The 26,534-nt window shown below is 54.7% G+C and carries 21 protein-coding genes and 1 pseudogene; 6 read left to right on the forward strand and 16 right to left on the reverse strand.

Features of this window, described 5'->3' with window-relative positions; genetic code table 11:
* Nucleotides 1-228: 228 nt before the first annotated feature.
* The 4 genes from yidD to VN24_RS25450 form a co-directional block, all read right to left on the reverse strand.
* Nucleotides 229-480 carry a membrane protein insertion efficiency factor YidD gene (gene yidD / locus VN24_RS25430; protein ID WP_045672715.1) on the reverse strand — a complete coding sequence of 84 codons (252 nt, stop codon included), beginning with the start codon at nt 478-480 and terminating at the stop codon, nt 229-231.
* Nucleotides 481-680: 200 nt separating this feature from the next.
* Nucleotides 681-2,654, reverse strand: coding sequence for a stalk domain-containing protein (locus VN24_RS25440; protein ID WP_052703147.1), 1,974 nt, complete (start codon nt 2,652-2,654; stop codon nt 681-683).
* A gap of 240 nt (nt 2,655-2,894) precedes the next feature.
* On the reverse strand, nt 2,895-3,092 hold the full coding sequence (locus VN24_RS25445; RefSeq protein ID WP_045672717.1) for a hypothetical protein: 198 nt from the start codon (nt 3,090-3,092) through the stop codon (nt 2,895-2,897).
* A 156-nt stretch (nt 3,093-3,248) separates the two neighbouring features.
* On the reverse strand, nt 3,249-3,677 hold the full coding sequence (locus VN24_RS25450) for an Hsp20/alpha crystallin family protein (RefSeq protein WP_045672718.1): 429 nt from the start codon (nt 3,675-3,677) through the stop codon (nt 3,249-3,251).
* 138 nt (nt 3,678-3,815) lie between these two features.
* Between VN24_RS25450 and VN24_RS25455 the strand changes: the two genes are divergently transcribed.
* The 5 genes and pseudogenes from VN24_RS25455 (at nt 3,816) to VN24_RS25475 (ending at nt 6,061) form a co-directional block, all read left to right on the forward strand.
* On the forward strand, nt 3,816-4,058 hold the full coding sequence (locus tag VN24_RS25455) for a spore germination protein (RefSeq protein WP_045672719.1): 243 nt from the start codon (nt 3,816-3,818) through the stop codon (nt 4,056-4,058).
* On the forward strand, nt 4,055-4,255 hold the full coding sequence (locus tag VN24_RS25460) for a spore germination protein GerPB (RefSeq protein WP_045672720.1): 201 nt from the start codon (nt 4,055-4,057) through the stop codon (nt 4,253-4,255). Before VN24_RS25455 ends, VN24_RS25460 begins: the two co-directional genes overlap by 4 nt.
* 15 nt (nt 4,256-4,270) lie before the next feature.
* On the forward strand, nt 4,271-5,272 hold the full coding sequence (gerPC, locus tag VN24_RS25465) for a spore germination protein GerPC (protein ID WP_082084136.1): 1,002 nt from the start codon (nt 4,271-4,273) through the stop codon (nt 5,270-5,272).
* Nucleotides 5,269-5,445: pseudogene (locus tag VN24_RS25470) on the forward strand (spore gernimation protein GerPD); the annotation flags it as partial. The gene gerPC and the pseudogene VN24_RS25470, both read left to right, overlap by 4 nt.
* A gap of 175 nt (nt 5,446-5,620) precedes the next feature.
* A complete protein-coding gene (locus VN24_RS25475) occupies nt 5,621-6,061 on the forward strand; it encodes a spore germination protein GerPE (protein ID WP_052703148.1) in 441 nt (146 codons plus the stop codon).
* A 344-nt stretch (nt 6,062-6,405) separates the two neighbouring features.
* Here VN24_RS25475 and VN24_RS25480 read toward each other — a convergent pair whose 3' ends face one another.
* The 12 genes from VN24_RS25480 to VN24_RS25540 form a co-directional block, all read right to left on the reverse strand.
* A complete protein-coding gene (locus tag VN24_RS25480) occupies nt 6,406-6,960 on the reverse strand; it encodes a GNAT family N-acetyltransferase (RefSeq protein WP_045672722.1) in 555 nt (184 codons plus the stop codon).
* Between the two features lie 185 nt (nt 6,961-7,145).
* Complete coding sequence (locus VN24_RS25485) at nt 7,146-9,113, reverse strand: glycoside hydrolase family 15 protein (protein ID WP_045672723.1); 1,968 nt, start codon at nt 9,111-9,113, stop codon at nt 7,146-7,148.
* On the reverse strand, nt 9,095-10,558 hold the full coding sequence (glgA, locus tag VN24_RS25490) for a glycogen synthase GlgA (protein ID WP_045672724.1): 1,464 nt from the start codon (nt 10,556-10,558) through the stop codon (nt 9,095-9,097). The genes VN24_RS25485 and glgA overlap by 19 nt, the downstream gene beginning before the upstream one ends.
* A 39-nt stretch (nt 10,559-10,597) precedes the next feature.
* A complete protein-coding gene (glgD, locus tag VN24_RS25495; protein WP_045672725.1) occupies nt 10,598-11,710 on the reverse strand; it encodes a glucose-1-phosphate adenylyltransferase subunit GlgD in 1,113 nt (370 codons plus the stop codon).
* Complete coding sequence (locus VN24_RS25500) at nt 11,707-12,873, reverse strand: glucose-1-phosphate adenylyltransferase (RefSeq protein ID WP_045672726.1); 1,167 nt, start codon at nt 12,871-12,873, stop codon at nt 11,707-11,709. Before VN24_RS25500 ends, glgD begins: the two co-directional genes overlap by 4 nt.
* 16 nt (nt 12,874-12,889) lie before the next feature.
* The gene (gene glgB / locus VN24_RS25505; RefSeq protein ID WP_045673704.1) at nt 12,890-14,803 is read right to left on the reverse strand and encodes a 1,4-alpha-glucan branching protein GlgB; all 1,914 of its coding nucleotides are present in this window, start codon (nt 14,801-14,803) and stop codon (nt 12,890-12,892) included.
* A 468-nt stretch (nt 14,804-15,271) separates the two neighbouring features.
* On the reverse strand, nt 15,272-18,280 hold the full coding sequence (locus tag VN24_RS25510) for an efflux RND transporter permease subunit (RefSeq protein WP_148505311.1): 3,009 nt from the start codon (nt 18,278-18,280) through the stop codon (nt 15,272-15,274).
* Nucleotides 18,281-18,947: 667 nt separating this feature from the next.
* Nucleotides 18,948-19,403: a disulfide oxidoreductase gene (locus VN24_RS25520; RefSeq protein ID WP_045672728.1), complete on the reverse strand. Its 456-nt coding sequence runs from the start codon at nt 19,401-19,403 to the stop codon at nt 18,948-18,950.
* 15 nt (nt 19,404-19,418) lie between these two features.
* Nucleotides 19,419-20,159, reverse strand: coding sequence for a DsbA family protein (locus VN24_RS25525; protein WP_238590774.1), 741 nt, complete (start codon nt 20,157-20,159; stop codon nt 19,419-19,421).
* A 168-nt stretch (nt 20,160-20,327) separates the two neighbouring features.
* Entirely contained in the window at nt 20,328-22,607 is a 2,280-nt protein-coding gene (locus tag VN24_RS25530) for an alpha/beta hydrolase family protein (protein ID WP_052703149.1), read from the reverse strand.
* A complete protein-coding gene (locus VN24_RS25535; protein ID WP_045672730.1) occupies nt 22,597-24,051 on the reverse strand; it encodes a potassium/proton antiporter in 1,455 nt (484 codons plus the stop codon). Before VN24_RS25535 ends, VN24_RS25530 begins: the two co-directional genes overlap by 11 nt.
* Nucleotides 24,052-24,273: 222 nt before the next feature.
* Nucleotides 24,274-24,837 carry a GNAT family N-acetyltransferase gene (locus tag VN24_RS25540; protein WP_045672731.1) on the reverse strand — a complete coding sequence of 188 codons (564 nt, stop codon included), beginning with the start codon at nt 24,835-24,837 and terminating at the stop codon, nt 24,274-24,276.
* A gap of 160 nt (nt 24,838-24,997) precedes the next feature.
* Between VN24_RS25540 and VN24_RS25545 the strand changes: the two genes are divergently transcribed.
* Nucleotides 24,998-26,233 (forward strand): aminopeptidase, encoded by a 1,236-nt coding sequence (locus tag VN24_RS25545; RefSeq protein WP_045672732.1) that lies wholly within the window; start codon nt 24,998-25,000, stop codon nt 26,231-26,233.
* Nucleotides 26,234-26,534: the final 301 nt, after the last annotated feature.

Raw genomic sequence — 26,534 nt, forward strand, 5'->3', positions numbered from 1 at the left:
CCGGCTGCTTGCGCCGTAAGCTTACGCCGGAACACGGATGCCCTGCGCTCGCAAACGGACCCTCCCGGACCATCTTCCTTCCATCGCTCCTTGCCGGCTCGCAGCGTAATGCCCGGCTCTCTGGATAGGCGCCGATCGGAAGTACTCATCCGTTCATCGGAATAATAGTATTTACACGTAATGGAGAATTCTGTTTAAGCAGACTATACCGAAAACAAGGCCATATTGTCAAGAATGGGAGTACGGATGGCCCTCCGCTTCAGCCGCCGGGGGAACGGGATCGAAGCCGCCGGGGTGAAATGGATGGCATCTGCCGATCCGCTTCAGCGCAAGCCAGGAGCCTTTGCCCGGCCCGTGCTTCTCCAGCGCTTCCAGCGCGTATGCGGAACAGCTCGGATAGAAGCGGCAGGTCGGCGGCTTAAGCGGCGAAATGACTTTGCGGTATACATGGACGGGAGCCTGCATCACCTTGATGAGCATACGATCCTCCTAAAGTTTTTGCGAAGCAAAAACCGCTTCGTAAGCATAAGCTTTAAAACAAAATGCGCGTATACGTTCATTTTGCCCCAATTGATTCGTTCCGTCAACGTTTCGAAACGCTGCCGAGTTCAAACCAAGAAACCCGCCGGCCGGTTTAACCGGGGCGGGCTTCAAAGCGTGGAAGAACGGGAGGTCCATTCTCAGGAACGAAGTTCCGGCAGCGGCTGGAACATCATCGTAATCGGCAGATTGCTGCCGGATGCGACCGTGAACACAATATCGACCGTTTCGGCATAGTTGCCGGAGCGGTACAGAACGGCCGCCTCCCCGTTATCTTTCAAGATGCTTATGTTTGTGATTGGAACGATTTGTCCGTTGATTAGGAAGGCGCCGGCATAATGGCCGCCTCGCGCATTGAGCGAGACAAGCGTGCGGGGTGCAAGCTTCAGCTTCATTTTATAAACGACGCCGAAATTGCCCGTATTGAGCTCAAGCAGACCGGTCATGCCGTCGATGCCGTCCAGGTTCGGATCCAGTTTGTTGTCGCCGAGAACGATACGCTTCGGCGTCTCTCCCAGCATTTCGCCGATATCGATATTTCGCGTCGCATTGTTGAACGATCCGCGCACATGTTTGTTATCGCGATCCATCAGGCTAAGCGATTCGACCGCTTTAAGCGGATCCTTGGACGCTTCGACGAAAACGATCCGGTACCTGAGCGTCCGGTCTGTTACCACGTCGGCATAGCCGGAATAAACGAGATCCGGCTTGATCGTCGCATTGATTTGCGGCAGCACCAGTTTCGTTTCGCCCGGTTTTACGCTCGTCCAAATCGTGGCCGGATTGGAAGCGAGCGAATTCAGGTAACGGATCGTTGACATTTTACCCGTGCTGATTTCCGACTTGTCCGGCCCCCCGGTACCCATAGAGCTGTAGCCGAACCGGGCCGTTTGATAACCGTCATTCGTGACGAGAAGATACATTTTCAGATTGGACCCGGTTTTGTTGAGATGATGGAACATCAGCCGCACTTTGCCGGAAAACTGGTCATCGTAAGCGACGCCTTCCTGGATTAACGTTTCGGGACTGTTGCTTCGTACCATCATGGCGTCTTCCGATTGGAAATCATACGAAACCGTCGGGATGCCCAGCACCGAGCCGCCGTCCACCGGATATTTGTCGCCGATCTTCGTAAACAGCTTGTTGTATTCTTCCTGCGAGTAGAGCACCTCATCGGTAACGGTAATCGTCTTGGCCACCGTGCCGGACAGCCCTTCGCCGTCTGTGACGGTCAGGGAAATCGTCTTCTCGCCAGACTCGAAAAAGACATCCGGAGGGCTCGCCGGACTGACGCCGCCTGCCCATTCGCGCTTCACAATATTGTTGCCGTCATCGGTGCTGAGATCGGAGTAGGCAATCGGCTCGCCGATGCGGTACGTCGTCTTGTCCGTTGCAAAATCGGCCACCGGCGGCTGATTCGGCGCCACAACCGTAATCGTGACCGAATACGGGTCGCTCCAGTTGCCCTTCTCGTCATAGACAGTGCGCGTAATCGTGTACGTGCCGGGCTCGGTAAACACATCCTGCCTGCCCTCCCATTGCTCGCCGACGATTTGCAGTCCGCTTGGCGAGAACGACTGATCCACATATGTAACCGTGTCTCCGGTATAAATTTTGGCCGGCAGGACGGAGAACGCGGCAGACGGCTTCGGCTGCACAATTTGCCAGGTCAGCTTGTAATCCGTGCCTGAGAGCGACAGCGTGCTCTTGGTCAAGTTTGCCCAGGTGCGGAGCGGCACCATCAGCGAGCCGTTCAATATAAACGAGGCGCCCTGCGAAAGGACGACGCTGCCGTTTGCCGTGACCGCCTTGCTGTTCACTTTAAAGCGGATTTCGTTCTCGCTGTTTTGGGCAACCGATTGCTTGGCTGCCGCATCATACGATATCCGGTAGCCGTACCGGGCAGCCAGCGAGCTGAACGCCGCATAAGCGATGCCGTCTTTTATCGTTGCAGGCTGGGCGGATGTATAGTTGACTCCGTTCAGCACCATAACCGTACTGTTTTTCTTTAACAACAGGGAGTGGTATGCGCTTTCAGCAGCTGCTTTTTCACCCTGCCACGCAAATGGTAAGACAAGAAACGAAAATACCAACAACCATTTAAACGATTTCATGCTACGTCTCCTTTTCCGTTACGCTCTTCTATGCTTGCCGCATCAAAGGCAATACGTAAACATAAACGCATCGGAACCGGAAAAGTTGCGAATATTCCCTTCATTTGGAAAAAGACACCATTCTGACACATACGCAGCGCAAATCAGCGCACGCTGCATGAAGTGTCAGCCGCATGCAAACAAGATAAGAGAGTGCTATAGCGATAAACGATAAACGATAAACGATAAGCTGCAGCAGCGTTATAGAAACCACCCGCTCAAGAGCAAATAAAAAATAATCGAGCTGACGGCGGCCCCTCCGAAACTGAACCATGCTACACGGTAACGCTGCTGGAACATGCGCAGCACACCGACACTGATCAGCGAAAAAATAAGCAGTAAAAATACGGCGCCAAACACAAACAACGAAAGCGATACGTCACTCACATCGGCAATCACACACCGTCACTCCCTTCCATGCTGTATCCATTATAAAGGAAGCGGTTACCAAACGCTATCGCTCTGTTTTCGAGGACGCCGTCCGTCTATTCCGATCTACTTCGATCTACTTCGATCTACTTCGATCTATTCCGATCTAATCCAATCTTATCCGATCTATTCGTATCGAATTGCCGTCTCCAAATAGCTCCGGTTGAACGGGCGTTTGCGGAGCTTTACTTTAAGGATTCCGTTGCGGTAAGCCGCTTGACAGGCCCTTGGAATGACCGGCTTCGGTAGTTTGATACGCTCTTCTTCCTGACCGGGCAAGCCCGTTATTTTGAGGCGGTCCTCACGAACAAGCAGCCGCAGACTGTCGGGGGCCGCAGCTTGGGGCAGTGCGATTTTGACGAGCAGATGACGCTGCGTTTCCACGAATTCGGCGCGGCTTTGGCCGCCTTCGTTCTGCCGCTGTCCCTCCATTGCGGATGTCATCATCTGCCTGACCAAACGCCCGACCCAGTCCGCTTCCTTCATCATGTCGAACCCTTTGGGCAGCTGCTGTTTAGCCAGCCAACTCTGCATGTCTTCCCATTTCGAGCCCACCGTCTGCACCTCCTTCGCTTCCATAGCCTATGCGGGACAGAAAGGACCCGTGACTGCAAGGCGGGGTAGGAGCTAAGAACATCTGGGCGTTTGCCGCATATGATGCATCAGAATGAATTTCCGAAGGAGTGACGGAACATGCCATCCGTAGTCGGATTTGTCAATATTGTAAGCATCGGCTCCAGCGGCGTCGTACAGTTTGGCGATACCGTTCAAGTGTCTCCCTCCAGCACCTCCAAAACGTACGCCGGCTCGGGCTCGTTTTTGACCGGCAGTCTGGCCAACGCCAACAACGGCGTCAGTGCCACCAACACGCTGGATCCGGACGTTCAGGATAGTCCGAACAACAAAGTCGCCGCCGGCGCGGGTAACGTCGTATGAATCTGACCGTCCACCAGACCATTACGATCAACCAGCTGCGAGTGGAGAACGTCAACAACAGCTCGGTGCTGCAAATCGGCAGCGCCGGTTCGATCCGCTCTTACTCGCAGCTCCTTAACACCGGCGGTTTCACCCAACCGGCGCCGCAGTTGGACGAAAGTGCGCTGTCCTTAGTGCCGCTGCCGCATCCCACTTGACGCAAGGGGGAAATCATGATGGATCATCCGTTTCCGGACTGGCACAAAAAAATGGATCCGGCGCAAAACGGAGCGTTTTCCGGCTATCCCGGGACTTTTCAGAGGATTGTTCCAGAGAGCGGCTTCGTTCCAGGTTCGTCAATTGGATCCGGATCTTTTCCGGGAATCAGTCCCCTAACTGTACCTGGGTCTGTTCCCGGTTCTTTTCCGGGTTTTGCGGCGGCTCATGGGCTGTCGGTTCAAAAGTATGGACCGGGCGCTTCCCAACCGTCCTTGCAGGCGGACGGCAGCTGCATTAACCCCGGCCAACCGCTGCTGCAGCAAATGCAGATGACGCTGGAGGCGCAGCAAACGCAGCTCGTGCAGCTTCAGCAGCAGGTGGACCGGCTTTCGCGCCGCCTGCAGGAAGTTGAAGAGAAGCCCTCTTGTACGATTGAAAAACTGGAGTATCATTTTGACCAGTTGAAGGTAGAAAAACTGGACGGTACGCTGAATATCGGAATGACGCCGCCCGGCTCCGGCCAGCTGGAAGAGCTCGGACAGCTTTCCATTCCGAATCATGTACAAGGCGGAACCGGCGTATTTCCGTCCCCTTCCGGACCTGTGTCCGTTTCTTCCCCTGCCGCGGGTCCGCAAACCTTTACGCCGCAGCAGATGCAGTCGCCCCATCTCCTGCAGCAGGCGATGGCTCAGGCCGATAATTATATGGATCAGCGCGCATCCGGCGTAATGGAACAAATGGAGGCTGAATTCGGACTAAAGCTTGACACGCATCACCGGCAGATGGTGCTGGTCGACATCCGCAAACAGCTTCCGGCGCGCATCCAGCATTATTTGCAGCACTACCGCAATGAGGAGAAGGGGAGACGTCAAGATGAGAAGACGGATCCCCAGCAGATCATGATCGATCAGGTGACGGACTGTACGTTGCGCGATGCGGAAGCAGCCATCCGGCAGTATTTGAAACGAATCGCATCAGAGCGAAGCGGCGCCGTTAATGGAGGATCCAGCCAATGAATTTCAACGTTACCAATTATGCGCTGAACGTCGGCAGTATCGAGCTTACAGGAGTCTCAAGCGCTTCCCTGCTTCAAATAGGGGACACCGACTGCATCAACTTGTATTCGTATTTCGACACTCCGCCGGAGAGCGTTATTATCGGTCCGTTTGCTCCGCTGCCGCCGCCGTCCTCCTCTTCGCCGGCCGAGCCTGAAGAAAGAGCGGATAACGACGGTAAGGCCGGTTCAAGTTCCGCAATTGCGCCCGCAAAATCCGTATCAACAACAACGCCGGCCGCCGCCCATGCTTCTTCCGTCTCGGGAAACAGCATGACGAAACCGGCCGGGAAACGGAGCTGACGATCCGGTGACTGCCCACGACGATAATATCCGTACCGCAGAAATCGGTTCGATCGACATCATTCTCGTTTCGCTCTCAGGGGTCGTTCTGATCGGAGATACAACCGACATTAACGCCAAGCTGAGAGCGCTCGCCGTCCAGCGCCAGATGGATCATACGGCGGGCGGCACCGTCGAGTTTGAAAGCTTCGGTCTGTTTTCGCTCCCCCAGCCCGCTCTGCGGCCAATCGGCGAACGAGGAGTTAAGGTAAACACCGTAAACGAATGCCCCCGCATTTGTGTAGGGTCCATAAAGACGATGTCGGTTGGCGCCTCTTCCGTATTGCTTGCGGGCAACACCGTAAACTTTACCGGCGACGCGCGGATCAAACATTTCCGTCAATTTTCCGGGCCGCTGCCTTATTCCTTAACGGCTTACGTACCAAGCTCCTCTACTACCGATGATTGAACAAGTCGGCTGCATGAATCAAGCGGATCCAGGGACAATTGACTATGCCAAGCCGTACGTTCGCCGCATACACTGTTGCTGTGACCCGAAGCGGTCACGTTAATTCCAATACCATCTGGAGGTATGCGCGGCATGAGTTACCCGGTAGCAGGAGCTGGCGTTGGCTGCAAATTCAAGGGAACCAGCGCAGGAGTCGTCCTCGTTCTGTTCATCCTGCTGGTCATCGTCCTGAAGACCTGTAAATTCTTTTAATTCCGCTCCATATGAGAAAAAGCTCAAGACGGCTCTGCAGCGGCAGGACCGTCTTGAGCTATCTAAACGTAAGGAAAAGAACAAATAGGCCGTTATTCGATCCGATCGTTAAGCAGCACCATATGAATATGATCTTCCCATTTGCCGTTAATGTTCAAGTAGCGGCGCGCCAGCCCTTCGTCTTGAAATCCCAGCTTGCGGACCACCTGCAAGGAAGCTTCATTGCGCGGCATTATGTTCGCTTCAATCCGGTGCAGCCGCATGTCTGCGAACGCGTGGCGGACAACCGCCCGGATCGCTTCGGTCATAAAGCCTCTGTTCCGCAACCCGCTGTCCATTTTGTATCCCAAGTGGCACGATTGAAACGCTCCCCGCACAATATTGCTCAGCGCTACCGAGCCGATAATCCGCTCCTTGTCGCTCTTCTGGACAAGCCACACCTTGAACAGGCGCCCTTCCGTCGACTCCCGTTCGTCACGCGCAAGCAGCTCCGCCTGCATCGGTTCCGTATAGTACTGCGGAGTGCGTTTAATTTCCCATTGCTCCAGATCAGCCGCGTTTCGCTTCACAAAATCAAGTATAACCGGGGCGTCCGTATGATCAGCCGAGCACAGCAGCAGTCTTGCTGTTTCCAGCAGTCTTTTCATTGTTGTTCCCCCTTGCGTTAACGCACGATTTGCCTGCCACGGCTTGTTTCCCGGTTTACTCGATATGCCTGTCGTTCTTAACCAGCCGAGTCCGGATCGTTCCGAAATTGGATGCGCCTGCTGCGCCGGAGCCGGCTGCAGCAGGCGCAATGAACAATCGATGCATTCAACCGTCATGCTCCAAGTCAAGGGCTGGCGGTCAGCTCCGCATACTTGTGGGCATACTTGCATACGCTTTGCACAAACGTCGCGTGCGACCAGGTGAGCGGCGCCACGGAGAGCGGGCTGCCGTCGTACGGGTTGAGCTGCTCCGGCAGCACGCCGCTCGGCAGAGCGTGGGAAACGACCCATTCCAGCGTGCGGCGCGCCCCTTCCAGATCCGACAGTTTGCGCGCGCAATCGATTTCGAAATTGGCAATCCAGAGCGTGCATATGATCCAAGGGTTGCCCGGCACCTTGTCAATCTCCCCGGATTGCTGGAAGTAGTAGTCATTCGTATAGCGGGCGATGCCTCCGACATTCGTCCGGACCGCGAGCCCCTCCTTAATCGCATTCATCGTACGGACAACCCGGTCGTCGTCGGCAGGCAGCACGCCGAATTCCAGCACGGCGAACAAGCTGCTCTCCAGCGTCATATCTTTCACCCAGCGGCCGTCCTTTTGGATCAGCCCGCGGGCGAAACGCCCCTCTTCATCATTCCAAAGATGGGTCAGAATCCCTTCCTTAATCGATTCCGCCGTATTGCGGTAATGATCGCTTCGTTCGTAATCGCCGAACAGCTCCGTGAAGAAAGCGGCTGCCATCATGCCGCCGTATACGGAAGCGGCCGTGTACGTCCAAATGCCGTACCGCTCTTCCCACAAGTCGTAGCTCGGCTTCGGCAACGAGAGCGAATGCTCCATATATTGGCTCAAAAACGATGCCGCCTTGCGGATCAAATTGCTGTACAGCGACTGCGGAAGCTCGATCACCTGATGACGGGTATAGTCGCGCCAGAGCGCGAACAGGACAAGCGCCGTCTCGTCTTCCTGAATCGGCAGCCTCCGGCTTCCTTGCACAATATAAGGATGCCAGCTCGAACCGACCGTTCCGTCGGGGTTGAACTTATGGTTTAAATAACCGTCCGGAGTCAGTGCCTTGGAACAGAAGGTGAAAAATGGGGCAATGACGCTCTGGTAGCCGGCCAGCGACATCGCATCGGCCACCAGCGCCCCGTCGCGCGGCCACATGTAACTGTAGTGATCGCGATTATACTGGAGAATGTCCGTATCGTTGGCGGCGATAATGGCGCCGCGCTCGTCGATTTGCGTCCGGACCATCAGCAGGCTGATCTTGAACATGCGCGCGACGCTTTCGGGCAAGTTGCCGAGGTTCGTCTCCGCCCGGCCCAGCCAATGATTCCAATAAATGACGATCCGGCTGAGCAGCTTTTCGGGATGATTGTCCTGCACATACTGGTTCAGTTCCTTCACTTCTTCCAAGCTTTGGCCGATCGACATCCAGTAATAGATCGTCTTCTGGCCTCCGGCCGGAATGATCGTGCGGAAGCTCATCGTGGAATCTACCGAACCTTGGGCGATGGCATTGCCCATCAGCACGCCGTCCTCGGCGTCGCGCCATGTCCCTTCCGCGGAATGAAACCGTTTAATGCCGGTGGAGTACTGCATCATTCCGCCTTCGTCGGAGAATCCGTTAAACATGAAATACGAGGAGCGCTTATAGTGAAACAGCGTGTGGTTATCGGGGTAGTAAGCGGCCGTGTCGCCGACCTCGGTACCGTCGATCATCAAATCCTGATTGAAAAAAAGGCGGTATTCTTTCGTTTCCGGCGATTGGTTGCGGATGACAACCCGTTTAATATAGATGCATTCCCGCTGGTGAATGCCGTCATTCATTTGCAGCTCGACGCCCAGTCCTTCATGGCGGGCTATTACATTGGTCACAAGCGAATCTTCAATATAATCGAGGCTGAATTCCCAAGCGGGGTCATCCAGCCAGGAGAAAGCCCCGCCGGCCCACAGACCAACGCGGCAATACTGGCCTCCCACATGATTAAGCTGACCGACATAAGGATAAAAGATATCCCGGATATAACAGTTCGAATCCAAGTTGAGCAGCATTTTACCATTTCCGATTACGAGGTGACGGGCCATGATTCCTGCTCCTTTCGCTTCGAAGCGAGTTGTTCATAAATCGCGAGATAGGCCTTTGCAGAACGGCTCCAGCTGTAATCATCCTTGGTTCCATTGAGGACAATGCTCTTCCATGCGTTCTCGTCCTTGTACAGTCGAAGCGCCCTTTGTATCGTATACAGCATTTCGTGGGCATTGTAACTTGAGAAACTGAAACCGCTGCCTTCTCCAGTATATTCATTATATGGCCGGACCGTGTCGACTAGTCCGCCCGTCTCGCGCACAATCGGAACGGTACGGTAACGCAGCGCAAGCAGCTGGCTCAGTCCGCAGGGCTCAAACAGCGAGGGCATCAGATACATGTCGGAGCCTGCATAAATCCGTCTGGCCAAGCCGTCGTCGTAACCGAGCCGGACGGCGATTTTATCCTTCCGGTGTTCTGCCGCATAGCGGAACATCTCCTCATAGCGCCAGTCTCCCGAGCCGAGAACGGCGAACTGCACCGGTTCGTCCAGCAATTCTCCGAACACGCCCTCGATCAAATCGAACCCTTTCTGCTCCACCATGCGCGATACGATCCCGATGACAGGGATTTCTTCCGATTCCGGCAGCCCGAGCTCTCGCTGCAGCGCCAGCTTGTTGCGGCGTTTGCGCGGGAGCGAATTGCGGTACGGCGTGTCGATCGCCGGGTCGTTCATCGGATCGAACAAATCCGTATCGATCCCGTTGACGATGCCCGACAGATCGCCCGCCCGCCAGCGCAGCAGCCCGTCCAAGCCTTCCCCGTAGAACGGATGTTGGATTTCGTTGGCGTATGTCTCGCTGACCGTCGTCAGCTTGTCCGCAAACTGCAGGCCTCCCTTCATGCAGTTGGCCGCATCGTTATGTCCGAGACCGTAATCGTCGAAAATTTCCGGTCCCATGCCGATCAGATCCATCATTTTCTCTTTGCCGAATATGCCCTGGTATCTCAAATTGTGAATCGTAAATACGCTGTACGTGCCGGCGAAAGCCGGGTCGAAGGCATAGCGCCTTCTAAGCAGGAAAGGGATAAGACCCGTCTGCCAATCGTGGCAGTGGATGATATCGGGACGGAAGTCGAGGCGGCGGATACTCTCCATGACCGCGGAGCAAAAAAACACAAACCGCTCCGGATCGTCCTCGTAACCGTACAAGCCGTGCCGGCGGAAATAATATTCGTTATCGATCAGGTAATAAACAACGCCGTCGACGACGCCTTTGAGCAGGCCGCAATACTGTATCCTCCAGCCCAATTGGACGGAGAAGACGTCCACCGTCTCAAACCGTTCGAGGAAGTCCCACGGGATATCCTCGTATTTGGGCATGATGATTCTTGTATCGGCGCCGCGGCCGCAGAGCGCCTTAGGCAAGGCGCCCGCGACATCGGCCAGGCCGCCCGTCTTGGCGAGCGGCACCGCTTCGGATGTGGCAAATAAGATATTCATGTTCTTTACTCCCCCTATCCGTTCGTTGTTATTGCCGGTTCAGATCACGATGCGTTTGCCGGCCATAAAGGGCTGTTCATCGGCTCCCCGTATGTCCCGTCCCTCTTCGACCCGGGCGTCTTTGTCCAAAATCACACGATCCAGGCTGCTTCCCGCTCCGATTTGCCCGTTCTGCATCACGATGCTGTTACGGATCACCGCTCCTTTTCCGACGTGCACCCCTCGGAACAGCACGCTGTTGATCACCGTTCCTTCGATAATGCAGCCGTTTGCAATCAGAGAGTTTCCGGTTTTGGCCCCATCAAGGTAACGGGTCGGCGGCTCGTCTTTAATTTTGGTGTAAATGGCGGACGGTTGAAAAAACAGCTCTTTCCACACTTCCGGCCGCAGCAGCTGCATGCTGTTTCGATAATATGCATTTACAGTATTTACCACACCGAGGTAACCTTTATACTCGTACCCGTGTATATGGAGCTCGCCGATTCTTGAGAGGATCGCGTGACGAACAAGATGATCCTGTCCCCGCGAGAGCGACGATTCCACCAGATCCATCAATAAATTTTTCTTCATGACGTAAATTTCCATCGAAACGAGGTCACTTTCCATTCGGCCGTAAGGCTCCTGCATCGCGATCACTCTGCCGCTTCCGTCCAGCTGCAAAGTGCGGGCCATACCGCCGAGAATATCGCTTTGACGTTTGTACACGACGGTGATATCCGCACCGCTTCGTTCATGCTCTTCAATAACCGGACCAAGGTCGATGTTGCACACGATATGGCTGCGGGAGATGACGACATATTCAAGCGGGCTGCGCTGAAAGTAATCCCGGTGCTGAAAGAAATGATATAAATCGCCGCGGCTCAGTTCACTGACCGAATCGGTGACCGGCGGCAAAATAAACAGACCGCTTTGGCGGGTATGCAGATCCCAAGGCCGGCCGGCGCCAAGATGATCCATCAGCGAGCGGTATTTTGTATGTGCGAACACCGCCACCTTCGATATCCCGGAGCTGACCATGCTGGATAAAATAAAATCAATCAGCCGGTACCGCGCCCCGAACGGCACGGTGGCGGGGCAGCGTCCCTCCGTAAGACTTCCCAGCTCGTCGGCTTCCTGAATCAGATTTATAACGCCCATCGCCTTTTTGATCATGGCTGTTCAACCTCCAGCTGGGATTGTCCGTTTGTCACTAATTCATCGCTGGCTACGACTGTAATCGCCTCTTCGTCCGGGTCGCCGATCGTAACTCCGGCCTCGATTACGGCTCCTTCGCCGACTATGGCGCGGTAAATTTTCGCTCCGGCTCCTATTTGCACACCCGGCATAATGACCGACTGGTTTACGATGCTATCCGGTCCCGTCTCTACGCCGTTGAACAAAACAGAGCGGTCGACTTCCCCTTCGATTACGCATCCTTCGGAAATAATCGAACCTGAAACGGCCGCTTCCGCTGAAATGTAATGACCCGGGCGGTTGGCGTTCACCGTGAAGATGCGCCAGTTCCGGTCGGACAAGTCGAGCTTCGGCTCCTGGCCGAGCAGATCCATGTTCGCTTCCCATAAGCTTTCAATCGTGCCGACGTCTTTCCAATAACCATGGAACGGATACATATGGAGACGTATGCCGTCTGCAAGCATGGCCGGAATGATATCCTTTCCGAAATCGTGACCGGACAGCTCGTCGGCTTCGTCGTGAATCAAATACTTCTGCAGCACCTTCCACGAAAAAATATAAACGCCCATGGATACGATGTTGCTGACGGGATTTTTCGGCTTTTCCTCAAAGTCGACGATCGAGTCGTCTTCGCCGATATGCATGACGCCGAAGCGGCTCGCGTCTTTCAGATCCACTTGAAGTCCGGCGATCGTCACATCCGCGCCGCGCGCCTTATGATGCTCCAGCATATGCTGATAGTCCATCTTATAGATGTGGTCGCCGGAAATGATCAGCACGTAATCCGGTTCGTACCGGTCGATAAAACCCATGTTTTGATAGATGGCGTTGGCCGTACCTTTGTACCAGTCGCCCCCCATCTGCTTGACATAAGGCGGCAGAATTGCCATTCCGCCGTTGCTGCGGTCCAGTCCCCATGGGCTTCCGATACCCAGATAACGGTTCAGGACGAGCGGTTGGTACTGGGTGAGCACGCCGACCGTGTCAATACCCGAATGGGCGCAATTGCTGAGAGTGAAATCGATAATCCGGTATTTCCCGCCGAAATGTACGGCCGGTTTGGCCATATCCTTGGTCAGAACGCCGAGCCTTTTCCCTTCCCCTCCAGCGAGCAGCATGGCGATCATTTCCTTATGTCCCATGGACTCCAACTCCTTGTTATTGTTTGCCCCGCGGCTCGAAAGCCAGAATCAGAAACGATAGCGGGGGTAAGTGCAGCGTAATGCTGTGATCGAAGCCGTGCATCGGAACCGGCTTGCTGGAGTAACCCGTTGGAATTGTTGAACTGCCGCCGCCATACTTTGCATCGTCGCTGTTCAGAAGCAGCTTGTATTTGCCTTTCTCAGGAACTCCCACTCGGTATTCCGGATAATCGGTCTTCGAAAAATTGCCGATCATCACGGTGAACCGGCCCGTGTCGGTATCCCTGCGGATGAAAGATATTATGGACTGCTGCCAGTTGTTGACATCGATCCACTGAAATCCTTCCGGCCGGAAATCGTCTGCCCACAGAGAAGATTGCTTGAGGTATAAGCTGTTCAGCTTTTTTGTATATTCCTTCATGAAGGAGTGAGATTCATACCCGAGCACCATCCAATCGAGAGGCTCGGTATCTTTCCACTCGTCGAATTGACCGAACTCGCCGCCCATAAAGAGCAGCTTCTTTCCGGGATGACTGATCCAGAAAGCGTAAAACAGACGCAGCTGCGCAAATTTTTCAGAGTACTCGCCAGGCATTTTATTTAATAAGGAACGTTTCCCGTGCACCACCTCGTCATGAGACAGCGGAAGCACGAAATTTTCGGAGTAAGCGTACATGATCGAAAACGTGATGAGGTTATGATAGTTTGGACGCTCGGACGGGTCCATCTCCATGTAACGGAGCATGTCGTTCATCCAGCCCATGTTCCACTTGAAATTGAACCCCAGACCGCCCATGTATGTCGGTGAGGTGACACCCGGCCATGCGGATGAATCTTCCGCAATCATGAGCGCATGAGGATAATAATGAAAGATCGTTTCGTTCAGCTTTTTCAAAAAGGCTACCGCTTCGAGATTCTCATGGCCACCGTACCTATTGGTCGTCTGGAGCTCCGGCGGTTTGTCGAATCTAAGATCGGTCATGCTCGCAACCGCGTCCACGCGAATCCCGTCGATATGGTAGACATCCATCCAGTACAGCGCGTTGGAGATGAGAAAGCTCTGCACTTCCGTACGTCCGAAGTCAAAGGCGTTTGTCCCCCACAGCGGCTTTTCCGCCCGCTTCGGATCCGATCCTTCGTACAAGGGCGTCCCGTCGAACAGCCTCAGGCCGTGGTCGTCCTTGCAGAAATGGCCGGGCACCCAATCCATAATGACGCCGATCCCCCGTTTGTGGCAGCGGTCGACGAAACGCATCAGCCCTTTCGGACTGCCGTAACGGCTCGTCGGAGAGAAGTAACCGGTCATTTGGTAGCCCCAGGACTTGTCGAAGGGGTGTTCGCCGAGCGGGAGCAGCTCGATATGCGTGTAGCCCAGCTTATGAACATAATCGACCAGATCGGTCGACAGCTCGTCATAAGTGTAAAATAGTTCCTTGCCTTTCAGCTTCCAGGATCCCAAATGCACTTCATAGATGAGCATCGGCTGCCGGTAAGGCGGATTGCTTCTTTTGGCTTCTTCCCAAGCTTCGTCCTTCCATTTGTACCCGGAGAGGTCCGTCACGACGGAAGCCCTGCCGGGCCTCAGCTCGGATGCAAACGCATATGGGTCGGCTTTAAGCAGCTTGTGGCCGTCCCGGGTTATCATTTCGTACTTGTATAGCGTTCCTTCTCCAATGCCGGGGATGAACAATTCCCACACTCCCGTACTGCCTGCCGCTTCCATCACATGGGAAGAGCCCTGCCAGCCGTTGAAATCGCCGGCTACCCGGACTTCGGCGGCATTTGGCGCCCACACGGCAAAGCGGACTCCTTTCCGCTTGCCTTCACGCCGGATATGAGCTCCGAGCGTGCGGTAGCTGTGGTGCAGATCCCCTTGATTAAACAAATACAGATCGCGCATGGACAGGCCACTGGGCGTCTCCGTTACCATCATCTGTTGGCACCTCCGGACGGATTCAATGAATGCGATTACTTGCTTCGAATGAAACCATGCCGCGATTTAGTTTCATTATAGCGAAATTAATGCAAATTGGACACCGTTTTTCTGCTTTCCCCTCCACACCGTTTCAATGATAAAACGTTTCCATCCGCTCGCTTTCGACTCTCCTTTTTAACCGAATTGATGCGCTTCCAAACAAGCAGTGCAGAGCGGCTTCCCCGGTCAATGAAAGCGTTTTTGTTTTGCGGAAATCCCTATCTGGGGAACCCGTTATTTTTCTTTTCGCCAACGATAAATCCGTCTCCTTTTTTCGATCCCTTTTTTTATCAAAAAAGTTTTAAAAATGGAGATTTGATGAAGAAACCGCTCCAGCAAGCGAACATATTCCGCAAACGGCGAGGGGCCGCCCCCGAAGGTCGCATAGACCTTTAGGGGCGGCCCCTTTCGTGCCGCCTGTGGTTAGGCGACAGCGGAATGCTGATTTTTCGACCGGCGCTGGCGCGCCGATTTGCGGAAGAACATCAGCTCATAGATGCAAGGCACAATGATAAGCGTAAGCGCCGTGGCGACGATCAGACCGCCGATGACGACGATTGCCAGGCTTTGCGATACGATGCTTCCGCTCTCCGTGGAACCGAACACAAGCGGCAGCATGGCGCATACGGTAGCGACAGCGGTCATCAGTATCGGCCGCATCCGTGTCGACGCCGCTTCGAGCAGCGATTCGCGGATCGTCATTTGCTTCTCGTTTTGCTTCACGCGGTCAATGAGCACGATCGCATTCGTAACGACGATGCCGATCAGCATCAGTGCGCCGAACATGGCGGTAAAGTCGGGCTTCACGCCTGTGACGACGAGGCCGAGAACGGCGCCGATCGCCGCCAGCGGAAGCGAGAACATGATCGCGAGCGGAGCGCGCAGCGTCTTGAACGTGAGCACCATGATCAGGTAAACGATGCCGATGGAAATCAGTCCGATCATACCAAGATCCGAGAAATCCTGCGACTGGTCGGCCGATGCGCCGCCAACGGCCAGGTTGACGCCCTGCGGAGGCTTTAACTCCGATACCGCTTTATTAATATTGGCGCCGACAACGGAAAGCTGGCTTGGTTCAGCCGTAGCGCTGATGCGGATGTAAGGTTTGCCGTCCTTGTGATAGGACATCGTCGGCTTTTCTTCCTTCACCCATTTGGCCACCTTCGATACCGGCTGCGGACCGCCATCGGTCATCACAATCAAATTGTCCAGGTCGCTTTGCTGCTTCGGCTTAAGCGCCGGCTCCAGCACAACCTGCAGCTGGCCGTCGTCCGTCGTGAGCGCACCGATCGGAACCGGGTTGAGCATCCCCTGCAGCTGGCCGGCAATATCGCCCGCTTTGGCCACAGCCGGATCGACTTCAAGCGTGTGTACCGTCTTCGTATCCTGCTGGTTGCTCGACACTTTAAGCACATCTTGAATCGGCTTGATTTTGGCCATTACTTCGTCCGCCGTCTTCGAAATTTGCGCCAAATCGTCGCCGGTCACGTCAACGAACACTTCGGTAGAGCTGCCGTCCGAGAACATGTTCATCGCCCCGGCATTCAGATCGGCGCCCGGATAGTTCGCACGCTCATTCTTCACCGCTTCGATAATTTTCTCGGCGTCGGCCCCTTCTTTCATTTGCACCATGAACGTAACAAGCGTCGGCGACGAGACCTGGCCGTACTTCGCGCCGTCGGCGCTGTTGCCCATTTGCATCCAAACCCATTCCTGGCCTTCCTGCTTCATGAGGAACGACTCCAGCTTCTTCCCTTCCTCCTGCACCAGGGCGATCGGCGTATCCGGCTTGTATTCAAGCGAAACGTTTAAGTTGGATGCGCTGGAGGAATCGATGGCTCCTTTCGGCATCGCGAAATAGGCGCCGATCGAACCGACGAGCAGCAGAAACGCCGTGACAAGCGGAAGCCATTTATGGTTCAGGTTCCAAGCGAGAAACTTCGAGAACCGCTCGGACGGTTTATGTTCGCGCAGCTTCACATTTTTCAGAATGCCGGCGCTCATAAGCGGAATGACCATCAGTGCGACCAGCAGCGATGAGAGCAGCGAGTACGTTACCGTCAAGGCAAAAGGAAGCAGGAACGATTGCAGCGAACCGCGCAGCAGCCCCATCGGCATGAACACCGCGACTGTTGCTAGTGTCGAAGCCGTAATCGCGGTCGAAACTTCCCGGGTCGCATCGATGACGAGCGCCGGCGAGAACGATTCTTTTTGCAGCCTGCGGAAAATATTTTCGATGACGACAATGCTGTCGTCCACCAGACGGCCGACAGCCACGGCAACGCCGCCCAGCGTTAAAATATTCAGCGTAACGCCCGACACGTCCAGCAAATATAGCGTGAGACCAAGCGACAGCGGAATCGAAACGATCGTGACAAGCGTTGCCCGGATATTGCGAATAAAAACGAGAATGACGAGAGTTGCGAACAAGGCGCCCATCAATACTTCGCGCATCATGCTGTTGACGGAATGAACGACCTGCTCCGACGTGCTGATGACCACTTTCAAAGTCGCGCCGGGAATATCCTTATTCAGCTGCTCGATCGTATCTTTCACGCCATCGCCGACTTTGACGGCATTTGCGTTGGCGCTTTTGGATATCGTCAGCATGAGCGCGTCTTGACCGCCAATCCGGCTGACGCTTTCCTGATCGTTGATCTGTTTCACATCGGCGACGTCGCCGAGCGTTACCCCTGGTGCAACGGGAAGCTTTTTCAGCGTCTCGACATCCTTCAGTGTGGAAGCAACGTTCAGATTGACCGAAGCTCCGTCCAGTACGCTTTCTCCGACCGATGCCGATGCGTTTCTTCCTTGAAGCACGCCGTACAGCGCCTGCAGCGGAACGCGGTGCGCCGCCAGCTTCGCTTCATCCGGAACGACGCTTACTTTCGGCTGCGACTTGCCGGACAGCTCGACCGTTCCTACGCCGTCAATGTCCCGGAATGCGTCGATGACCTGCTTCTCGGCGTTGTCGCGCTCGAGCTCTCCCATACCGTCTTTAAACGAAAGCGTCACAAACGAGATCGGAATCATCGAGGTGTTGAACTGGATGACATACGGCGGCGAAACCCGCTCCGGAAGCTGGACGGCGTTTACCGCACGCTCCACTTCGGCTTTCGCGTCTTTCATATTCGTTGCGGAATCAAAGGAAAGATTGACCTGCGAATACCCGTCACCCGATGTGGAGAAAGCGTTCGTTTTCCCCTTGACGCCCGATACGGCCTGCTCCAGCGGACCGGTGACAAGCGATTCCATCGACGCTGCGTCGTACCCCGGGCCGATCGCGGTAACGGTTACCATCGGGTTGTCCGCTTCCGGCAGAAACTCCATCGGAAGCTTAAAGTAACTGAACACCCCTAAACCAAGCACCATGACCACACATAGAATCACCGCCGCTTTGTTGCGAAATGCTCCTTGAATTAATGACCTCACCACTCATCTTCCCTTCCACTCTCTCTTTTTTGTACTGCTCTGGTTTTATTTTCTAAATTACTTTCATTACAAGCATAAACGTTCGTCTAACTTCCCGGAAACGGCTGGGGTCTGATTTCCTACTGGACTAAAGTCGGAGGCCCGCTCAGCCCACAGTCTCGTTCTAAGCCGCGTGCCGTTACTCTTTCAAACGTCAGGCAGGCCAGTTTCCGGATGCGTCGTTAACCAAAACAAGGGGCTGTCCCATATGCATGTTTTCGTCGTATTTCAAGCCCTTCTGCTTCAAAAGCGTAAACGAACGAACCGATCAAGGGGCTATCCTCGGCCGGGTCGTTCGTTTTGATCGCTCTGCACGGAGAGGTAATTTTTGAAATACATTCGTTCGTACATCTTTTTTCTTTTTATTTTTCGGCTGCGTTAAAATTCCTGCAAATATACTTTATTTGTCGACCCCATCTCTCGTTTAGGCGATAAAAGCCGGGAATTCCTGTACGAGCGATCGCAGGTTTTCCCTCCAGACAAGCAATTTCGATCGATAATTCCTGCACAGCCGCAGGTTTAGCGAGGAAAGGACCTCCGACTCCGCTTTGCCAGCGAAACTGGAGGTCCTCTTGTGTCCTATTTAGGACTCGCTCATTCATGTGCCTCTTGTTCATTCATCAATCGTTCAGCTCTTGGCGCCCGCCCGTAGCCCCAAAATAAGCGCGATAATGATGAGGATAAAAGCGGTCAGCGCCATCAGCGGAATCGTAATGAAACCGAACCAGTTCAAATAATCGACGTTGCAAGGAATGCCGCTTCTGCACGGGGCGATGCGCGCAAGGCCGGGAAACCAGATTTCCGCATTGTGATAGAGAGAAATGAGACTGCCGAGTACTGCAATCGGCAGCGCGTAGACAAGCATGCCCCGGTCGCCGCGGTAGCTCGCCATGCCGAGCAGAATGGCGAGCGGATACATAAAGATGCGCTGATACCAGCACAGATCGCACGGAATGAATCCGGCGATTTCACTGAAATACAAGCTGCCTAGCGTCGCGACGAGGGCGACGACCCAGGCGGCATAGAGGCTGTAACGGGATGCAAACGACTGCGTTCTCTCCGCCGAATAAACGGTATTTTCCATTTTCACAGCGGCTCCTTATTTCAGTGCGTCGTCAATGACGTTTTTCAGTTTGGCGTAATCAAGCGAATCGCTGACATTCAATTCTTTGCCGTTCAGGAACAGGGTCGGCGTTCCCCCGACATTCAGCCGGCGTGCCAAATCGTATTCTTTCTTCACGTCGTCCCGGTAAACGCCGGCATCGAGGTCGCTTTTCAGCTTGTCGTAATCGATGTCCAGCTTCGCATCTTTGGCGACCTGCACGAGATATTCGGGCGTCGCCCATGCTTCCTTCTCATCTTTCTGGTTCGCGTACAGAGCGTCGTAGTAAGGCCAGAACGCTTCCTTGTTTTGATGAAAAACGGACAGTCCGGCTTCGGCCGCCGTCGAGGAATCGGGACTGATAATCGTAAAGTTGGCAAAATAGATCGCAACCTTGCCGCTGTCTACGTAATCTTTGACGAGCTCAGTCTTGATCGAGGCTGCGAAATACTGACAGGTCGGACATTTGAAATCGCCGAATTCCACGATTTTAACCGGGGCGTCGGCACTGCCCAGCATCGGCATCGATTCATATTCGAAATCGACAGGCGCCGACTGATTGCGAATGCCAAGCACAATGACGGCAATAATGATGACAAAAGCAAGTGTAAGCCAGACGAGCGCTTTATTCGAACCGCCTTTCTTCGGAACGCTCTTCCTCGAAACGTTGTTCCTCGAAACGTTGTTCCTCGAAACGTTCTTCTTGCCGGCGATCGTTTTCTTCGAAGCGTTGCCCAAAACGGTGCCCATCCTTTCTGTATGTTCCGGCTCACGAATCGAATCCGGAATGCGGGTTCATTAAGTTACTGTAACAATTATAGTTAGCGCCGAGCGGCGGCGTCAAGGCAAGCCCCTTGGGACGGACAACGGACCGATGCCCGTTCGGCTTAAGGCCTCCGGCACCGGTTAAGATGAATAGAATCCGATGTCGTCAAGCATCACTTTCCCGCCCGACACATTGTTGAAATAAAACGTGATTTTCACGAGTTCGCCCGGATCGACCCCCGGTTCCGCTCGGATAAACGCGCTGAAAGGCAGTTCGCACGTCTGAAACACCGCTTCCGATGCCGATTCATATTTGCCGTCGTTCATTCGTTTATCGAGCCATCCGAAGCGCGTAAATTCCGTATGGGGCGGCCTTTTTACCTCCATGAAGCCGGAGAGAGGAAGCCGCACCGCTTCGCCGCTTCGACTCTCGAGTTCTACCTGCGTCTGCAGCCCCGCGGCGGAGGAAGAGGCCGGCAGTTCCCACGTCCGGTCGGCGATGGAAAACGTCAAGCCTTTCGCCTGCGCGGCCGCTTGTGCTGCATCCGCCCCGACCGTTACGGTGAGCGAAGCCGGACGGGATGCGGCGCCGCTACCCGTCCATGACAGCACGACGGCCTTTGTCCCTTTTTGCTGCCCTTGACGGTCTTTCGTCTCCACTTCGGACCATACGGCGGCTCCGCTCGCTGCAATCCGCCCTCCGAATTCAGCGGTCGTTTTGTCCGAATCTTCGTCAAATGTTGCCAGCGGCGTATATCCGCCGTCCCCGTACCTGCTGAAATAATTCGTCTCCGGCAGCCAGGCGCTACCCGTGCGGTAATCTTTGAATAAAGGGTTATATTCGTAAGCGCCGTGAAAAATCCGTTCCAGAAAAGCCGATACGTACACTTTGGCGATTTCCCGCTGCTCATTGCCGCTCAGCATGTGGTTTTGGCTCAGCAGCAATCCGTCCGGAAGCGAGTCGTCCATCGTGCCCCACTCGGTGTTAAAACGGCTGTGATTGGCGTCCGCAATATATAACGACGCTTTGATGGCGTCCTTGCCGCTGCCGATGGAGCTTCGAATATATTGGCGGTCGCCGTAGAAATCGTTCACATCGCCGTCCCGCGCCCCCTGCAGCGTTAAATAACTGACATCTTTAAGCTCGGCCTTCTTTCCGTTCACCTTCATGTCCGTCGGCGCAAGCGCAATAACCGCTTTTATTCCGCGATATGGCGCTCCTGCCAGCGACCGGTCTCCCGCAAACCAGCGGGAAGCGTCCGCCGCCATCGCTGTCGCCTGGCCGCCGCGGGAATGTCCGATCAGCGCGATTTGATCGATATTCACTTTTCCGAAAAACGGACTGTTCGCCGTCTTATCCCATTCCTGAATTTGCTGCAAATGCTTCAGAAGCATCCAGGCTCTCGCCTTCATATCGTTATCGGGGATGCCGGACCAAACGGAAAAGTTCAAAAAATTTTCGTCCACGGAGACGGCGATAAAGCCCCGGCTTGCGAGCAATTCGCCTAAATAGGCGTACCCGCCGTCGGACGGCTGTTCCATCAAATGATTGCCGTGCACGATCAGCGCGAGCGGGAAACTCCCCTCTCCCGCCGGCATCCAGACGCGCCCGCCCAGAGGCAGGGCGGTCTCGTCAAAGCCCCAGTAAAGCTTCTTCAGGAACGGCCATTTGGAAATATACGACGAGGCATCGACGGATGGCGCTATGATGTCCGCCTGATCAGCGAATTCCGGCCGCCGGCCGCTGCCGCTGCCGTAAGTAAAAGAAGTATAGGCGTAAGGGCCGGCGGCGGCGGGATTGGCAATGCCCGCTTCGTTCGCCCGGTCATAGCTCACGGCCGTTACTGCCGGCTCCGAGACGGCATTTGCAAGCGGGATCGCGGCACCGGCCAGCAATAGGAGCAGAACGAGCGCCGCTACCGCTCTCTTGGCCATGCGAGAGCTGAGCCCCGGGCCCGTTCGCAGCCGGAGGCTCACCGCACCGGCGATCAATCCCGCTGCCGCCCCTGCCAGCGTATAAGCGGCCGCAATGGCGGCCGAGGCGGCGAGGTCCAGTTCAGCGAAATGCAGCACAACCCAGCTGCCTACAAATAGATACAGTGCGCAGCCCGTAAAGAGCCGGGGCACCGGTAGGGCGAGCAGCGCGAGCAGCACAGCGAAGATGACCGCGGCCAGTCCCATTGCGGCCGTCCCGAGCGCCGCAAACAGCAGTACGTCCAGCGCCGCGCCGAAGCCCGTCGGCATTCCGAGTGCGCACGCAGCACTGACGAAGGTCGCCGCCGCCCACAAGCCGGAGACCGACAATCTCCAGAACGGCGTATCGTAACGGGAAAAAAGCCGCGCCCGTCCGACCAAACGCATCCAAATATCGTTCATACGGAGCTTTTGCCGCGGCAGCGGCTGTTCCAGCTCAGGAATCATCCGTCCCTCCCTCGGAGAATATCGCCTTTACTTTCTCCCTGTTTGTCTTCGACGTAAAAATATAAACGAGGTCCCCGTCGTGCAGCCGGGTGCCGTCATGCAAAGGAACCGCTTCCTGTTTGCGGATCAGCGAAGTAACAAGCGTACCTTCCGGCAAATGAAGATCCTTCAGCCGTTTTTCCGCCGCACCGGTTTGACGGTCTACCTGCATTTCAATAATTTCCATATTCGCCTTTCCGACCGGCACCGCATCCAGCACCTGCACCTGCGATTCGTCCACCGGACCTTCCAGACCGAGCTTGCGCGCCACAAACGCCATCGTCGGCCCTTGTACGAGCGCGGAGATGAGGACGATGAAAAAGACGATATTAAAAAACAACCGGCTGAATTCCAGTCCCGAAAGCAGCGGATAAGTGGCAAGGACGATCGGAACCGCCCCTTTCAGCCCCGCCCACGAAAGAAACAACGTTTCCTTGAATGAGAATTTCATCCAGAACGTGCTGGCAAAAACGCCGATCGGCCGGGCGATAAATAACAAAATCGCAGCCAGCAGCAGGCCTTGCCAAGCGACGCCAAGCAAATCTTGCGGATAGGCGAGCAGCCCCATCATGACAAACATCAGAATTTGCATCATCCATGCAAAGCCTTCATTGAATCGCGATATCGTAAACCGGTACATCAAGTTCTGGTTGCCGATGTACAAGGCGGCAATATAAACCGACAGCAGTCCGCTTCCGTGAAGATAGGCGCTCAAACTGTACGAGAATATTCCGAATGCGATGACCGCCACCGGATACAGCCCGGACACGTCGAGATTGATTTTGTTGATGCAGCGGACGGCAACGATGCCGATGACGACGCCGACGACCAGGCCGATCCCTATCTCCAGCGTGAGGTTCAGCAGCAGGCCGGGCACGGACGTGTCCGGTTTTTCGATCAGTTCGATTAATGATACCGTTAAAAATACCGCCATCGGATCGTTCGTGCCCGATTCCGCTTCCAGCGTCGACGTCAGCCTGCGGCGGATATTCCGATTGCCGAGGACGGCAAATACGGCGGCAGCGTCGGTGGAGCCTACGATCGCTCCAAGCAGCATTCCTTCCAGCCAGCCGATATTCAGCATCAGCTTGGCAGCGGTCCCGACGACCGCCGTCGTCAGCACCACGCCGATCGTCGCCATCGACAAGGAAGGGGCGATCACTTTGCGGATATGCTTCCATTTGGTCTGCATCCCGCCGTTGAACAAAATGACGATCAGCGCCAGCGTTCCGAACGTTTGCGTCAGTCCGGTATCGCTGAAGAAGACGTAATTGCCCAGAACGAGCCCTGCCCCGATAAAAAACACCAAATAAGGAAGGCCGAATTTGGAGGCGAATTTGGTAGACAATACGGCGGCAAACAATAATAACGCAAACAGCAAAATCGTTTCATCTGTTGTGAACAATGGCCATCACCCCGGGGATTGATGTCTTCAATACTTTTAATTTCACCTTATTACCCCGGGATAACCGTTTCTGACCCTTCCAGCTGTCTTCAGTATAGCATAACGGATGCGGCCGGCAGCGATCGTCTATCATCACCGGCATTCATCCGCGGTTACGAAAATTGATCGTCCATCATCAGCATTCATCCGCGGTTACGAACGTCGATCGTCCATCATCAGCATTCATCCGCGATAACGAACGGTACGCGCCTTCCATTCATCCGCCAGCATGCCGTATACGGCATGATCGTGGTAACGGCCGCCGCTGTATTCCTCCTGTCTTAATACACCCTCCTGCGTAAAACCGAGACGTTCCGGAATCGCGCGGCTGCGCGCGTTGTCGACTCGGGCCCGTATTTCAACGCGGTTCAGTTCCAATGTAATCATCGCGTAATGGACCATCTCGGTGCAAGCAGCCGTCATAATGCCTCGGCCTTGGCGGTCCTCGCTGAGCCAGTACGCAATCGACGTTTTGCGGTGCCTCCAATCGATCTCTTGAAAACTGACGACCCCGATGACGTTCCCCTGTTCGAAAATTCCCGCCGAAAAACCGTCGTTCTCCGCAAACCGGTTCATATCGAACTCAATTAACGCCTTCATATCGTCAGCCGTCTCCGTATATTCCACCCACGGAAGCCACCGATATAAATAATCGCGGTTTCGGTCCACCGTATGAAACAGAGTGCGGGCATACCGCGCTTCGAGCAGACGCAGCTCGATGAGGTCGTTTAATTTGCAGGAAAACATGAACGAAGCTCCTTCTGTTTTCTATTTTTGCTCTATCATAGCACAGTTGCGAAGGCCTCCATCCTATCGAATCGGCGGAAAAATAGCGGTCTTGTTTTCTTTTTTCCAGCTTTTCGCTAAAATAGAACCGTATGAGAACCGTTGAATGGAGGAAGCGCGAATGGGATCTGATTTTATGACTCAGCTTGACCGCTATGCGGAATTGATCGTCAAGACCGGCGTAAAAATACAACAAGGCCAGACATTGGTCATCAACGCCACCTTGGATGGTGCGGAACTCGTCCGTCTGCTCGTTAAGAAAGGCTACGAAGCGGGGGCTTACATGGTGAAGGTCAACTGGTCCGACGATACGGTGTCCCGCCTCCGCTACGACCTGGCGCCGGATGAGTCTTTTTTGGAAGAGCCGAAATGGTATGCGGGTGAAATGCTGGAGCTCGTCGAGAAAGGGGCTGCGGTCGTCAGCATCGTTTCTTCCAATCCCGATCTGCTGAAAGACGTTCCTCAGGAGCGGATCGTCAACCATCAAAAAACGTACGGCAAAGCATTACATAAATACCGTCAATATGCGCAATCCGACAAGTTCAGCTGGTGCGTCGTCGCAGCTCCTTCCCGGGCTTGGGCGGCTAAAGTGTTCCCGGGGTCGACGGAAGAGGAGCAAATGTCCAGCCTCTGGAAAGCGATCTTCAAGTCCGTCCGCGTCGATCAGGACGATCCGATCGCAGCCTGGGATGAGCATATCCGAACTCTCAACGAGAAATCCGACTATCTGAACGCCCGCAAGTATAAAAAGCTGCATTATACCGCCCCCGGCACCGATTTGACGATCGAGCTTCCGGAAGGCCATCTGTGGGTCGCTGCCGACAGCATCAACGAGAAGGGCATTCCGTTCGTCGCCAATCTGCCGACGGAGGAAGTGTTCACCGCCCCGAAAGCCGACGGCGTGAACGGTTATGTGTCGAGCACGAAGCCGCTCAGCTACGGCGGCAACCTGATTGACGGCTTCACGATTACGTTTGAGAACGGCCGCATTACGGACGTGAAAGCCGAGAAAGGCGAAGAGACGCTGCGCAATCTCGTCGAGATGGACGAAGGCTCGCACTACTTGGGCGAAGTGGCGCTCGTGCCGCACCAGTCGCCGATTTCGCAGTCCAATATTTTGTTTTACAACACCTTGTTCGACGAAAATGCTTCCAACCACTTGGCGATCGGCAGCGCCTACGCCTTCAATCTGGAAGGCGGCAAATCGATGTCGCAGGAAGAGCTGAAGGAAAGAGGCCTCAACACCAGCATTACCCACGTCGACTTTATGATCGGCTCCGCCGACATGGACATTGACGGCATTACGGCTGACGGCGAGGCCGAGCCTCTTTTCCGCAAGGGCAACTGGGCAATATAGGGAAGAATGGTGAACGCAGCGCGGTGAACGAAATGCGGTGAACGATGTGCCGCTGCGCGCGCGGGTTTAATCTTCCGATCGCCACCGTCCCCGGATTCCTGGATTCCATGAACCCTTAACAGGGTTGGAATCCGGGGACAAAAGCGACCGCTGCCGCTTCTCCAGATTCAAACCCGCCCGCTCCGCTCGCTGTTAACCATTCTTCCGTGGGGAAGAAAAAAGATTAAGGATCGGATGATTTGGGCCGATCCTTATTTTTGTATGGGAACCGGTTGTATTCGCCGGTTGAGACGCTATAATT

Source organism: Paenibacillus beijingensis (assembly GCF_000961095.1).
In the GTDB taxonomy this organism is placed as follows: Bacteria; Bacillota; Bacilli; order Paenibacillales; family Paenibacillaceae; genus Paenibacillus_O; species Paenibacillus_O beijingensis.